Here is a 15,474-nt window from a genome sequence, read left to right on the forward strand (position 1 = left end):
GTCCTCGATCAGTCGGTGGCGGAAGCCGGGTCGGTGAGGGCCGGAAGGCCCAGAAGCAGATCCGCGGCGGCCTCGCGCCCGCCCGCGGCGCGCAGCAGCTCCGCGAAGTGCTCGGCGCGCTCACGGAACGCGCTGTCTTCGAGCACCCTGGTGAGCTTGTCGAACACGTCGTCCGGATCGACGGTCTCCGGACGGTCCAGCGTCAGGCTGACCCGGAAGTCCTGGCCGCGGATGGCCTGGTCGTCGCAGTCGACCCAGAGCGGACGCACCACCAGCGGCTTACCGAAGTACAGCCCCTCGTGGTAGCCGTTGCCGCCGGCGTGGGTGAAGAAGACCTTGACGTGCGGATGGGCCAGCACATCCAGCTGGGACGGGACCCAGTTCTCGATCCGCAGATTGTCCGGCAGTTCGTCCTCGGACGGGAGCAACACCTGCTGCTCCTTGGGGAGTTTCCACAGCACCGCGTGCTTGCCCGCCAGCCGCCGGGTCACCTCCACCAGCGCGCCGACCTGTTCCCGGGTCAGCCGGGTGATCGTGCCGAACCCCATGTAGACCACGGACTCCTGGGCGTCGAGCCACGCGGAGAGCCCGCCGTCGTCCGGGGCCTGCGGCAGCGGCGGCACCATCGCGCCGACCAGCCGCATCTTCTCCGGCATCGGGAACGGATAGTCCAGCTCGGGCACCGAGTAGCAGAGCACCATCTCGGCGTGGTCGATCCTGGCCATCATCTGGCGCGCCTCGGGCGCGATCCCCAGCTCCGCGCGGATCCGGTTGTCCTCCTCGACCACCTTGCGCATCGAGGACGTCATGAACATCCCCAGCGTCCGCAGCCGGAACAGCTGGTTCTCCACCCGCTGCGCGAACGTCATGTCCAGCGGCAGCCCGGAGTGCGGCACCGGGAAGCCGCCCGGCGTGTACGACTTCGCGAACGGCACATGTGAGGTGAGCACATTGCTCGGCACGAACGGCACGCCCAGCACGAAGGGAATCTTCTTCGTGATGGCCACCTCGTACCCGTGCTGGCACATCGACTCGATCACCATCAGCGCCGGCTTCACCTCGTCGACAATGGCTTCGAGGCGCTTGTATTTCTCCACCCGCGACTCCGGCGCGAAGGAGTGCTTGATGACCGCGCGATGCGCCTTGAAGCGCGACCGCTGGGTCACCTCCCGATAGGTCTCGTCGTCCCAGGTGACGGCCGACATCTGCGACACCACATCACCCAGTGAGGCGAACTCCACGGGCGTTCCCACTTTGGCCGCCTCGATATCGGAGCGCCCCTTTTCGTCGGTCGCGAACCACAGATCCTCCACCCCGCGACGGGACAATTCCTCCGCCAGGACGAGCAGCGGGTTGAGCAGACCGCTTTCGGCATAACTGACGAACAGGATCGGCCGCCGAATCGAGCCCATGGACAACACCCTTCGGAAGTGGCAGCCGGAGCGATCGGTGCCACAGGTACCCACACGGCCGGTCGCCGGGTGGCCGCGCCGCGCGATGAAGCGGAACAGTTACTTGGTCTCACACCACGCTCCGGAGAATCCCTAGTCTTCCGCCGCGGGCCGCCGAATTCATTAGGGAAAAGTACAGCCTTGACGCCCATACGATCCGGCACGGAGAGGTGTCCGAGGCCCGACTTTCCCTAGGGGTGTGCAACGTCATGACGATCGGAGCCGACGAAGACCCGGTAGTGGTCGTCGGGATGGCATGCCGCTATCCGGGAGGAGTGCGCTCCCCCGAGGAGCTGTGGGACCTGGTCCTGACGGGCCGTGACGCGATCTCCGGCTTCCCGGCGGACCGCGGCTGGGACCTGGACGCGCTGGCCGGCGAGGGACCGGGCCGCAGTGTGACCCGCCACGGCGGATTCCTGCACGACGCGGCCGACTTCGACGCCGGGTTCTTCGGTATGTCACCCCGCGAGGCGGTGTCCACGGACCCGCAGCAGCGGCTGGTGCTCGAAACCTCCTGGGAGGCCGTCGAACGGGCCGGGATCGACCCGTACGCGCTGAACGGCAGCCGCACCGGCGTGTTCGTCGGCACCAACGGCCAGGACTACGCCACCGTCACCCAGCAGTCAGGGGAGGACCTGGCGGGCCACGCCATGACCGGACTCTCGCCCAGCGTCGCCTCCGGCCGGCTCGCCTACACCCTCGGTCTCGAAGGACCGGCGGTCACCGTCGACACCGCGTCCTCCTCCTCGCTGGTCGCCCTGCACTGGGCGGCGCGCTCCCTGCGCGCGGGGGAGTGCTCCATGGCGCTGGCCGGCGGCGTCACCGTGATGTCCACCCCGGTGGGGTTCGTCGGCTACTCCCGGCAGGGCGGACTCGCCCCCGACGGACGCTGCAAGGTGTTCTCCGACGACGCCGACGGCACCGCCTGGGCCGAGGGCGTCGGCATCGTCGTCCTGGAACGCCTCTCCGACGCCCGCGCCCGCGGACACCGCGTGCTCGCCGTCATCCGCGGCAGCGCCACCAACCAGGACGGCGCGTCCAACGGTCTGACCTCCCCGAGCGGCCGGGCGCAGGAGGACGTCATCCGCCGGGCGCTGGCCGACGCGGGCCTGACCGGAGCCGACATCGACCTGGTCGAGGCACACGGCACCGGTACGAAGCTGGGCGACCCGATCGAGGCGCAGGCGCTGCTGGCCACGTACGGCCGCGACCGCAGCCCCGGGCACCCGCTGCGGCTCGGCTCCCTCAAGTCGAACATCCGGCACGCCCAGGCGGCGGCCGGGGTCGCGGGCTTCATCAAGACGGTGATGGCCATGCGGCACGGACTGATGCCGCGCACCCTGCATGTCACCGAGCGGACCTCCCAGGTGGACTGGTCGGGCGGCGCCGTCGAGCTGCTGACCGAGCCGGTCCCGTGGCACGCGGACGGCCGGCCCCGCCGCGCGGGCGTCTCGTCGTTCGGTATCAGCGGCACCAACGCGCATCTGATCGTCGAACAGGCCCCCGATGCCGGCGAACCCGCCCCGTCCGCTCCCGTCCCCGCCATGGAACCCGCCGTGGTGCCCTGGCCCGTCTCGGCCAGGACCGAAGCCGCGCTGAAGGACCAGCTGGCCCGGCTCACGGACTTCGTGGCCGGCGCCCCCGGCCTCGCGCCCGCCGACATCGGATACTCCCTGGCGACCGGCCGGGCCGCGCTGCGGCACCGCGCCGTACTGCTCGCGGACGGCCAGGACGTCACCGAAGCCGCCCGCGGCGAGGCGGGTGACGGCACCACCGCGATCCTCTTCCCCGGCCAGGGCAGCCAGCGCCTGGGCATGGGGCGCGAACTGTACGCGCGCTTCCCGGTCTTCGCCCGCGCCCTCGACGAGGTGCTGACCGAGCTGGACGGGCACCTCGGCCGGCCGCTGCGCGAGGTGATGTGGGGCGACGACCCGGAGACGCTGAACCTCACCGGCTGGACCCAGCCCGCGCTGTTCGCCATCGAAACGGCGCTGTTCCGGCTGGTGGAGTCCCTGGGGGTACGCCCCGCCGTGGTCGGCGGCCACTCGATCGGCGAGATCGTGGCGGCGCATGTGGCGGGCGTGTTCTCGCTGGCCGACGCCTGCCGGCTGGTCGCCGCGCGCGCCGCCCTGATGCAGGCGCTGCCCACCGGCGGCGCGATGGTCGCCGTACAGGCCGCCGAGGACGAGATCCTTCCGCTGCTCGCCGGCCGCGCCGACCAGGTCTCCATCGCCGCCGTCAACGGGCCCGCGTCCGTGGTCGTCGCGGGCGAGGAGAGCGCGGTCCTGGAGATCGCCGCGCACTTCACCGGCCAGGGCCGCAAGACGAACCGCCTGTCGGTGTCGCACGCCTTCCACTCCCCGCTGATGGACCCGATGCTCGCGGACTTCCGGCGCGTGGTGGAGTCGCTCACCTTCCACGAGCCGTCCGTACCGGTCGTCTCGAACCTCACCGGCGACCTGGCCGGCGCGCGGCCGGCCACCCCCGACTACTGGGTGCGGCATGTACGCCAGGCCGTGCGCTTCGCCGACGGCGTCACGGCGCTGCGCGACGAGAACGTGGACGTCCTGCTCGAACTGGGCCCCGGAAGCGTGCTCTCCGCGATGGCCAAGGACAGCCTCGGCGAGGCCGCCCGGCGCATGACCGTCGTACCCGCGCTGCGCAAGGACCGTACGGAGGAAGCCGCACTCGTCGCCACGCTGGGCCGGCTGCACACCGCCGGGGTTCCGGTCGACTGGCGGGCCTTCTTCGCGGACACGGCCGTACGGCGCGTCGATCTGCCGACCTACGCCTTCCAGCACGAGCGTTTCTGGCCGGCCCCGCCCTCGGGCGGCGCGGGCGGCCAGGGCGCGGGCGCCACCGGACACCCCCTGCTCGGCGTCACCCTGGAACTCGCGGGCGGCGAGGGCCTGGTGTTCACCGGACGGCTCTCCACCCGCACCCACCCCTGGCTGGCCCAGCACGCGATCGCCGGACGGATCACCCTGCCGGGAACGGCCCTGCTGGAGCTGGCGATCCGGGCCGGTGACGAGGCGGGCTGCGACCGGATAGAGGAACTGACCCTCACCGAACCGCTGGTCCTGCCCGAGCACGGCTCCGTACGGCTGCAAGTGCGCCTCAGCACGGCGGACGGCATCGGCTGGCGCACCGTCACCGTCCACTCCCGGCCGGAGGGCGCCGTCCACGAGCCCTGGACCCAGCACGCGACCGGCGTCCTGACGCCGGTCCCCGGCGAGCCGCGCACCGCCGCGGACCTCGGCTTCGGCACCGGCGTCTGGCCGCCGGAGGGCGCCGAACCCGTGGACCTGGAGGACCACTACGAACGCCTCGCCGACCACGGTTTCGACTACGGCCCGGTCTTCCGGGGCCTGCGGGCGCTGTGGCGGCGCGGCGCCGAGACCTTCGCCGAGATCGCCCTGCCCGCCGAGGTGGCCGACGCGGAGGCGTACGGACTCCACCCCGCCCTGCTGGACGCGGCGCGGCACGCCGTCATGACGGACGACGGCAGCCTGCCCGACCGCTGGCGAGGAGTGTCCCTGCACGCCTTCGGGGCCTCCGCGCTGCGCGTACGGCTCGCCCCGTGCGGCGACGCCGGTGACGGCGGTGGTGACAGCGACGGCCGTACGAGGGAGCTGACGGCCGCGGACTTCTCCGGGACTCCGGTGCTCACCGTCGAGGCGCTGCGCGTACGCCCGCTGACCGCACAGGAGTTGCTGCCCGCCCCGGCGGCGCCCCGGAACGGGGCCCGTACGGAGTCCGCCGGTGCCCGCACCGCCCGGCCGCGGGCCGCCGGGCCGGGCGCACGGAACGGAGACGTTCCCACGCTGGTCAAGCAGCTGGAAGAGATGCCCGAGGCCAAGCGGGACCGGTATCTCCTCGATCTCGTACGGACCGAGGCCGCCGCGGTGCTCGGCCACGGCAGCGCGGACGCCATCGGCGCCCAGCACGCCTTCAAGGAAATGGGCTTCGATTCGCTCGCGGGCGTCGAACTCCGCGACCGGCTCGGCGTACTCACCGGCCGGACGCTGCCCAGCACGCTCGTCTACAACTTCCCGACGCCCGTACGGATCGCCGGCCATCTCGCGGCGGTGCTCACCGCACCCGCCGCCCCGGCGACGGGATCGGCGGACGACGAACTCACCAGGTTCGAGGCCGTCATCCAGTCGGTGTCGTCGGACGGTTTTGAACGCCAGGTGATCGCCGACCGCCTGGAGAAAATCATCTCCACCCTTCGACAATCCACGCCGTCCGCACTGCGCACCCCCGGCGAGGACATCGAGACGGTGTCGGTCGACAGACTGCTCGACATCATCGATGAAGAGTTCGAAACCACATAAAGAATTGTTGCTTTCGTTCGCGACCCGATGATGAGGACGGACCGGTGCCAGAAGACCAGCAGGACAAAGTCGTCGACTACTTGAGGCGGGTCACTTCCGATCTCCGCCGCGCGCGACAGCGCATCGGCGAACTGGAGCTCAAGAACAACGAGCCCATCGCGCTTGTCGGAATGAGCTGCCGGCTGCCCGGAGGCGTACGTTCCCCCGAAGCCCTGTGGGAACTCGTCGAATCCGGTGGCGACGCCATATCAGGATTTCCCGCCGACCGCGGCTGGAATATCGACCAGCTCACCGGGACCGGCGAAGGAAACAGCGCCACGCACGAAGGCGGCTTTCTCTACGAGGCGGCCGAATTCGACGCGGGCTTCTTCGGTATCTCGCCGCGCGAGGCCATCGCCATGGACCCCCAGCAGCGGCTGCTGCTGGAGGTGACCTGGGAGGCCCTGGAGCGGGCCGGGATCGCCCCGACCGCCCTGCGCGGCAGCCGGGCAGGCGTGTTCGTGGGCGCCTACCACTGGGGCGCGCCCTCGGCCGCCGCGGCCGGTGAACTCCAGGGCCACGCGCTGACCGGCACCGCGGCCAGCGTCCTGTCGGGACGGCTCGCCTACACCCTGGGGCTCGAAGGCCCCGCCATCACCGTCGACACCGCCTGCTCGTCCTCGCTGGTCGCCCTGCACGTGGCGGCGCAGTCGCTGCGCAACGGCGAGTCCTCGCTCGCCGTCATCGGCGGCGTCACCGTCCTCACCGAGCCCTCCGTCTTCGTGGAGTTCAGCAAGCAGGGCGGACTGGCCCCCGACGGCCGGTGCAAGGCATTCTCCGACGACGCGGACGGCACGGGCTGGGGCGAGGGCGTCGGCGTACTCGTCGCGGAACGTCTCTCGGACGCCCTGCGCAACGGACACCAGGTCCTCGCCGTTCTGCGCGGTTCCGCGGTCAACCAGGACGGCGCGTCCAACGGGCTCACCGCCCCCAACGGCCCCTCCCAGGAACGGGTGGTCCGGCAGGTCCTCGCGACGGCCGGACTGTCCCCGTCCGACGTGGACGCGGTGGAGGCGCACGGTACGGGCACCAGGCTCGGTGACCCGATCGAGGCGCAGGCGCTGCTGGCCACCTACGGTCAGGACCGGGACCCGGAGCGTCCGCTGTGGCTCGGTTCGCTCAAGTCGAACATCGGTCATACGCAGGCCGCCGCCGGAGTCGCGGGCGTCATCAAGATGGTGATGGCGCTGCGCAACGGCGTGCTGCCCAGAACACTCCACGCCGAGAACCCCTCCTCGCATGTCGACTGGTCCTCCGGCGCGGTGCGGCTGCTGACGGAGGCCGTGGAGTGGCCGGAGACGGGACGGCCGCGCCGGTGCGCGGTCTCGTCGTTCGGTATCAGCGGCACCAACGCGCACGCCCTGCTGGAGCAGGCCCCCCTCCCGGCCGCGGCCGAGGACGACGCGGACGCCCCGGCGCCCTTCGCGGGACCCGCCGTGCCCTGGGTCGTGTCCGGCCGCGGTGAGGCGGCGGTACGCGACCAGGCGAGCGCGCTCGTGGCCCGGCTGGAGTCCGACCCCTCGGTGCGGCCCGCCGACGTCGCCCACTCCCTCCTCTCCTCGCGCTCGGTCTTCGAGAACCGCGCGGTCGTCATCGGCGCGGACCGCGACGAACTCCTCGCCGGAGCACGGGCGCTGGGCACCGGCCAGTCCTGGACGGATCTCGTCACGGGCACGGCCGACGTCGAGGGCAGGACGGTGTTCGTCTTCCCGGGACAGGGTTCGCAATGGGCCGGGATGGGCGCCCAACTGCTGGCGGAGTCGCCGGTCTTCGCCGCGCGGATCGCCGAATGCGCCGCCGCTCTGGGCGAGTTCGTGGACTGGTCGCTGGAGGATGTGCTGCGCGGGGAGCCGGACGCCCCGTCGCTGGAGCGGGTCGATGTGGTGCAGCCCGCGTCCTTCGCCGTGATGGTCTCCCTCGCCGCCCTCTGGCGCTCCCACGGTGTGGAGCCCGCGGCCGTGGTGGGTCACTCGCAGGGCGAGATCGCGGCCGCCGTGGTCGCCGGAGCGCTCTCGCTGGAGGACGGCGCCCGGGTGGTCGCGCTGCGCAGCCAGGCCATCGGCCGCACCCTGGCCGGTCATGGCGGGATGATGTCCGTCCCGCTGCCGGCCGACGAGCTGGAGAGCCGGCTGGCGGCCTGGTCGGGCCGGGTGTCGGTGGCCGCCGTCAACGGGCCGCGCTCGGTGGTCGTCTCGGGTGAGCCCGGCGCGCTGGACGAGCTGTCGGCCGAGCTGACGGCCGAGGACGTACGGGTCCGCCGGGTCGCCGTGGACTACGCCTCGCACTCGGCGCAGGTCGAGGACCTGCGTGACGAACTCCTCGACGTCCTGGCCCCCGTCACCCCGCGCGTCTCCGACGTCCCCTTCTTCTCCACGGTGACCGGTGACTGGCTGGACACCGCGCAGATGGACGCGGGCTACTGGTTCCGCAATCTGCGGCAGAGAGTGCGGTTCGCCGAAGCGGTCGGCGATCTGCTGGCCGACGAACACCGCGTCTTCATCGAGGTCAGCTCACACCCCGTACTGACCATGTCCGTACAGGACATGACCGAGGCGTACGGCGAACCGGCCGTCGCCACCGGCACGTTGCGACGTGACCGTGGCGGACTCTCGCGCTTCCTGCTCTCCGCCGCCGAGGTCTTCGTCCGCGGCGTCGAGGCCGACTGGGCCGGACTCCTCACCGGCACGGACGTCCGCCGGGTCGATCTGCCCACGTACGCCTTCCAGCACGAGCGCTTCTGGAACATCCCCGCCGTACTCGACCGCGTCGACGCCATCGACCCGCTGGACGCGGAGTTCTGGGCGGCCGTGGAACGGGAGGACCTCGCCGCGCTGACCTCGGCGCTGCGTACTGACGAGAACTCCGTGGCCGCCGTACTGCCGGCGCTCTCCTCCTGGCGCAGGTCCCGCAACGACCGCTCCACCGTCGACTCCTGGCGCTACCGGGTCACCTGGTCGCCGGTGAGCACCGTTCCGCAGCGATCGCTGACGGGCGGCTGGCTCGTCGTCTCCGCCGCCGGCACCGACGACGGCGAGACCGTCGGCCTGCTGGAGAGCGCGGGCGCCGATGTGACCCGGCTGGTGCTGGACGAGTCGTACGCGGACCGCGCGGTCCTCACCGAACGGCTCGCCGGAATCGGTGAGTTCACCGGGATCGTCTCGACGCTCGCCGCCGCCGAGGAGCGTGGCGAGCGCTACCCGGGCCTCACCGTCGGGCTCGCGCTGACCGTCTCCCTCGTCCAGGCGCTCGGCGACGCCGGGGTGAACGCCCCCCTCTGGTTCCTCACCCGGGGCGCGGTCTCCACCGGCCGCTCCGACGCGCTCACCCACCCGGTGCAGGCCCAGGTCGCCGGTGTCGGCTGGACCGCCGCGCTGGAACACCCCCGGCGGTGGGGCGGCGTCATCGATCTGCCGCCGACGCTGGACCAGCGCGCGGCCGGGCGTGTGGTTTCCGCCCTCGCGGGCGCGCTGGGCGACGAGGACCAGCTCGCCGTCCGCTCCTCCGGTGTCTTCACCCGCCGTATCGTCCGCGCCGGAGCCGGCGGACAGGGCCCGTCCCGTACCTGGACACCACGCGGTACGACCCTGGTCACCGGCGGCTCGGGCACCCTCGCCCCCGATCTCGCCCGCTGGCTCGCGGACCGGGGCGCGGAGCATGTGGTGCTCGCCAGCCGCCGGGGCATCGAGGCCCCCGGCGCGGCCGAACTGGTCGCGGAACTGGCCGCGTCGGGCACCGAAGCCACCGCCGTCGCCTGCGACGTGACCGACCGCGACGCCGTCGCCGCGCTCCTCGCGGACCTCAGGGCCGAGGGCCGAACCGTACGCACGGTCATTCACACCGCCGCCGTCATCGAGCTGTACACCCTGGCCGAGACGACGATGGAATCCTTCTCCGATGTCGTGCACGCCAAGGTCACCGGCGCCCAGCACCTCGACGAACTGCTCGACGACGACGAACTCGACGACTTCGTCCTCTACTCGTCCACCGCCGGCATGTGGGGCAGCGGCCACCACGCGGCCTATGTCGCGGGCAACGCCTATCTCTCCGCGCTCGCCGTCAGCCGCCGGGCCCGTGGTCTGCGTACCACCTCGGTGCACTGGGGCAAGTGGCCCGACGATATTGAGCGCGAGCTGGCCGACCCGCACCACATCCGCCGCAGTGGCCTCGAATACCTGGACCCGCAGCTGGCGCTGAGCGGGCTGGGCACGGTCCTGGACGACGACGAGACCGTCATCGGGCTCACGGACATCGACTGGGACACGTACTACCCGGTGTTCACCGCCGGCCGTCCCACCCGTCTCTTCGACGAGGTGCCCGAGGTCGCCCGTCAGCTCACCCGCGATGCCGAACAGACCGGCGGGCGCCCGGAGATGAGCGACCTCGCGGCGCGGCTGCACGATCTGCCGGGCCCCGAGCAGGAACGGCTGCTGCTCACCCTGGTCCGTACGGAGGCCGCCGCCGTGCTCGGCCACGCCTCCGCCGAGTCCTTCCCCGAGCGGCGCGCCTTCCGCGACATCGGCTTCGACTCGGTCACCGCCGTGGACCTGCGCAACCGCATCGTCGCGGCCACCGGGCTCACCCTGCCGTCGACCATGGTCTTCGACTACCCGAACGCGGTCGCGCTCGCGGGCTTCCTGAAGTCCTCAGCCCTGGGCGGCGGCCAGGAAACGGCCGTGGCGGCGCGCACCGCGTCCGCCGGAGCCGGGGGAGCCGGCACGGACGACGACCCCATCGCCATCATCGGCATGAGCTGCCGCTACCCCGGCGGCGCGGGCTCGCCGGAGGAACTGATCCGGCTCGCGCTGGACGGCGCGGACGTGATCTCCGCGTTCCCCGCCGACCGCGGCTGGGACGCCCAGGGGCTCTATGACCCCGACCCCGACCGGCAGGGCAGGACCTACTCCACCCAGGGCGGATTCCTGCACGAGGCCGCGGAGTTCGACCCCGGTTTCTTCGGTATCTCCCCGCGCGAGGCCGTGTCGATGGACCCCCAGCAGCGCCTGCTGCTGGAGACCTCCTGGGAGGCCTTCGAACGCGCCGGGATCGATCTGGAGTCCCTGCGCGGCAGCGCCGCCGGCACCTTCATCGGCGCCAGCTACCAGGACTACTCGACCAGCGTGCAGAACGGCACCGAAGGCTCCGAGGTACACATGGTCACCGGTACGGCGGCCAGTGTGCTGTCCGGCCGGGTGTCCTATCTGTACGGATTCGAGGGCCCGGCCGTCACCGTCGACACCGCCTGCTCGTCCTCGCTGGTCGCGATCCATCTGGCCTGCCAGTCGCTGCGCAGCGGCGAGAGCTCGCTCGCGCTGGCCGGCGGCACGGCCGTGATGGCCACCCCGCACGCCTTCGTGGGCTTCAGCAGGCAGCGGGCGCTGGCCCTCGACGGACGCTGCAAGCCGTTCTCCGAGGCCGCCGACGGCATGACCCTGGCGGAGGGCGTCGGTGTCGTCCTGATGGAACGGCTGTCGGACGCCCGGCGCAACGGCCACCGCGTCCTCGCGGTCGTACGCGGCTCGGCGATCAACCAGGACGGCGCGTCCAACGGACTCACCGCCCCCAACGGCCCCTCCCAGCAGCGCGTCATCCGCCAGGCACTCGCCAACGCCGGAGTGACCGGCGCCGAGGTCGACGCGGTGGAGGCGCACGGTACGGGGACGAAGCTCGGTGACCCGATCGAGGCGCAGGCGCTGCTGGCCACGTACGGTCAGGACCGGGACCCGGAGCGTCCGCTGTGGCTCGGTTCGCTCAAGTCGAACATCGGTCACACGCAGGCCGCCGCCGGAGTCGCGGGCGTCATCAAGATGGTGATGGCCATGCGCGAGGGCGTCCTCCCCGGGACGCTGCACGCCGACGTCCCGTCGTCGCACGTCGACTGGTCCTCCGGCGCCGTGGAACTGCTGACCGGACAGACGGCGTGGCCGGACGCCGGCCGGCCGCGGCGGGCAGGCGTCTCGTCCTTCGGGATCAGCGGCACCAACGCGCATCTGATCCTGGAACAGGCGCCCCCGGCGGAGGCACCGGCGGCCGACGAGACGTCGGCGCCCGGGGACGCGGCCGGAGCCGAGGCCGAGCCCGACGACGAGCGCGTCGTGCCCTGGCTGGTCTCGGCCAAGTCCGAGGAGGCGCTGCGCGACCAGGCCGCCCGGCTGCTCGCCCTCGCCGACGCCGACCCCGGCCTCTCGCCCACCCGGGTGGGCTGGTCCCTGGCGACCACCCGCTCCGCCTTCACCCACCGCGCCGTGCTCCTGGGCCGTACCCGGAGCGACTTCCTGCGCTCCCTCGAAGCGCTGGCCACCGCCCGGAGCGCGGCGGGCGTCGTCCACGGCACCGTCGGCGAGGGCTCCACAGGGCCCGTCTTCGTCTTCCCCGGCCAGGGCTCCCAGTGGTGGGGCATGGGCCGCGAACTGCTCGCGCGCTCCGAGGTGTTCCGGGAGAGCGTCGACGCCTGCGCCGGCGCGCTCGCCCCGTACATCGACTGGTCGCTGCACGACGTCCTGGCCGGTGAGGGGGACCCCGCGCTGCTCGAACGCGTGGATGTCGTCCAGCCCGCGCTGTTCTCGATGATGGTCGCCCTCACCGCGCTCTGGCGCTCGTACGGAGTGGAGCCCTCGGCGGTCGTCGGCCACTCGCAGGGCGAGATCGCCGCCGCCCATGTGGCGGGCGCGCTGACCCTGGAGGACGCCGCCGCCGTCGTGGCCCTGCGCAGCCAGGCGCTGCCCCGGCTCTCCGGCCTCGGCGGCATGATGTCGGTGGCCGCGCCCGTCGAGCGGGTGACCGCGCTGCTGGAACCGTGGGGCGAACAGCTCTCCGTCGCGGCCGTCAACGGCCCCTCCTCGGTCATCGTCTCCGGCGACGCCGGGGCGCTGGACGAACTGCTCGCCGCCTGCGAAGAGCAGGGCGTGCGCGCCCGCAAGGTGTCGGTGGACTACGCCTCGCACGGCGCGCACGTCGAGGCCGTCCGCGACGAACTGTCGCGGGTGCTCGCACCCGTACGCTCCGAGGCCCCGCGCGTGCCGTTCTACTCGACCGTGACGGGCGCCCGGCTGGCGGAAGCCGCGTTCGACGGCGACTACTGGTACACGAATCTGCGCAGGACCGTACGGATGGAGGAGGCGACCCGGGCGCTGCTGGCCGACGGGCACCGCGTCTTCATCGAGATGAGCCCGCACCCGGTGCTGGCCGCTCCCATCCAGGAGACCCAGGAGACCGTGGCGGAGGCCGTCGCCGACTCCGCGGTGGTGCTCGGCACGCTGCGCCGGGACGAGGGCGGCCCCGGCCGCTTCCTGGCCTCCCTCGCCGAGGCGTACACGCACGGCACGGCGGTCGACTGGCGCGTGGTGTTCCCCGCCGGAGGAGCCGTCCCGGTCGAGCTGCCCACCTACGCCTTCCAGCGCCGCCGGTTCTGGCCGGAGCCCCGGCCCGTCGTCGGGACCGGAACCGGCGGCGGTGGCACGGACGCGGACGCGGCGTTCTGGGATCTCGTCGAGAGCGAGGACCTGGAGTCCCTGGCCGACGAACTCGGCGTCGGCGCCAACGGCGCGCGCTCCTCGCTCGGCGACGTACTGCCCACGCTGTCGGCGTGGCGGGCCAAGTCACGGGAGCGCTCCGCCGTCAACGCCTGGCGCTACCGCGTCGACTGGACCCGGCTGACGGAGCCCGGCGCCACCGCCCCCGCGGGCCGCTGGCTCGCGGTGGTCCCGGCAGGCCACGACGACGCCTGGATCTCCGCCGTACTGGCCGCGCTCGGCCCGGACACGGTCCGGTTCGAGGCGGAGGACGGGGCCGGGAACGGCACCGACCGTGCGGCCTGGGCCAAGCGGCTCGCCGAACTGACCGCCGAAGGACCGGAGTTCACCGGCGTACTGTCCCTGCTGGCGCCCGTCGAGGAGCGCCACCCGGACCACGGCTCCGTACCCGCGGGGCTCGCCCTGACGCTCACCCTCGTCCAGGCACTGGGCGACGCCGGGCTCCGCGCCCCGCTGTGGTGCGCCACCCGGGGCGCCGTGTCGGTCGGCCGGGACGACCGGCTCACCCGGCCCGTGCAGGGCGCCCTGTGGGGCCTCGGCCGGGTGGTCGCGCTGGAGCACCCCGACCGCTGGGGAGGGCTCGTCGACCTTCCCGGGACGCCGGACGCGCGCGCCACAGCCCGGCTGACCGCCGTCCTGGCCGGCCTGGACGGGGAGGACCAGCTCGCGATCCGCCCGTCCGGGGTCTACGGCCGCCGCATGACACACGCCGCGCCCACCGCCGACCACCCCGAGCGCCGCTGGCGCGGCCGGGGTACGGCACTGATCACCGGCGGCACCGGCGGTATCGGCGGCCGGGTCGCCCGCTGGATGATCGAACGCGGCGCCGGGCACGTGGTGCTGACCAGCCGGCGCGGCGAGGACGCGCCCGGCGCGGCAGCGCTCCGCGCCGAACTGGAGGAGCTGGGCGCCCGCGTCACCATCGCCGCCTGCGACGCCGCCGACCGCGACGCGCTGGCCGGCGTACTGGCCGCGATCCCCGACGATCTCCCGCTCGCCTCCGTGTTCCACGCGGCGGGCGTGGCGGACGGCGACGCCACCGTGGAGTCGCTGACGCTGGACCAGCTCGACGCGCTGATGCGGTCCAAGCTGACCGCCGCCCTGCATCTGCACGAACTGACCCGCGGCCTCGACCTGGACGCCTTCGTCCTGTTCTCCTCGGGCGCGGCGACCTGGGGCAGCGGCGGCCAGCCCGGCTACGCGGCGGCCAACGCGTTCCTCGACGCCCTCGCCGAGCACCGCAGGGCCGAGGGCCTGACCGCTGCGTCCGTCGCCTGGGGCACCTGGGCCGAGGTCGGCATGGCCACGGTCGACGAGGTCCACGAACGGCTGCGCCGCCAGGGCGTCATGCCCATGGACCCGCCGCTCGCGCTCGCCGCGCTCCAGCGGATGCTGGAGGACGACGACACGGCGCTCACCGTGACGCTGATGGACTGGGAGCGGTTCACGCCCAGCTTCACCGCGACCCGGCCCAGCCCGCTGCTCTCCGGGATCCCGGAGGCGGGCAGGGCGCTGGCCTCCGACGAAGTGCCCACCGGCGACGGCGGACCGGCCGTCCCGCCGCTCAGGCAGCGGCTCGACACCCTGCCCACGGCCGAACGCGACCGCGCGCTGCTCGAAGCGGTACGCGCGGAGGCGTCCGCGACGCTCGGCCACGACGCGGCCGACGCCATCCCCGCCACCCGCGCCTTCCGCGACGTCGGCTTCGACTCCGTCACCGCGGTCGAACTGCGCAACCGGCTGCGGACGGCCCTGGGCCTGCCGCTGCCGGCGGCCCTGGTCTTCGACCACCCGACCCCGGCCGCCCTCGCCCAGCACATCGGCTCGCTGCTCTTCGGCACCGCCCCCGGACGGCCCGACGAGCACCGCGCCGACGACCCCGACGCGGAGATCCGCGACGCCCTCGCCTCCGTTCCCATCAGCCGACTCCGTAAAGCGGGACTTCTCGACATGGTGCTCAAACTCGCCACCGCCGACGCCGCCGAGGCGATCGCCCCGGCCGCCGAAGGCGAGGACTCACTCGACGACATGGACGCCGAAAGCCTCTTGCGGCTCGCCACCGAGATGTAGCTCCCCCCGGCGACGTCCGCCCCCGTCGCGCCGGGCAGACGTCGCCGG

At 72.9% G+C, this 15,474-nt stretch carries 2 protein-coding genes and 1 pseudogene; 2 read left to right on the forward strand and 1 reads right to left on the reverse strand.

The window, feature by feature from the left end; translation table 11 throughout:
• Positions 1-8: 8 nt before the first annotated feature.
• On the reverse strand, positions 9-1,412 hold the full coding sequence (locus ACFRKB_RS26135; RefSeq protein ID WP_383108867.1) for a glycosyltransferase: 1,404 nt from the start codon (positions 1,410-1,412) through the stop codon (positions 9-11).
• A 260-nt stretch (positions 1,413-1,672) separates the two neighbouring features.
• Here ACFRKB_RS26135 and ACFRKB_RS26140 point away from each other — a divergent pair.
• Both ACFRKB_RS26140 and ACFRKB_RS26145 read left to right on the forward strand, forming a co-directional pair.
• Positions 1,673-5,788: pseudogene (locus ACFRKB_RS26140) on the forward strand (type I polyketide synthase); the annotation flags it as partial.
• 44 nt (positions 5,789-5,832) lie between these two features.
• The gene (locus ACFRKB_RS26145) at positions 5,833-15,426 is read left to right on the forward strand and encodes a type I polyketide synthase (RefSeq protein ID WP_463291756.1); all 9,594 of its coding nucleotides are present in this window, start codon (positions 5,833-5,835) and stop codon (positions 15,424-15,426) included.
• Positions 15,427-15,474: the final 48 nt, after the last annotated feature.

The sequence above is a fragment of the Streptomyces scopuliridis genome (assembly GCF_042790125.1).
Classification (GTDB): Bacteria; Actinomycetota; Actinomycetes; order Streptomycetales; family Streptomycetaceae; genus Streptomyces; species Streptomyces scopuliridis_A.

What these genes read in the sequence shown, in the direction of transcription:
- ACFRKB_RS26135 (WP_383108867.1), bottom strand. Translation starts at nt 1,412, where the DNA reads ATGGGCTCGATTCGGCGGCCGATCCTGTTCGTCAGTTATGCCGAAAGC.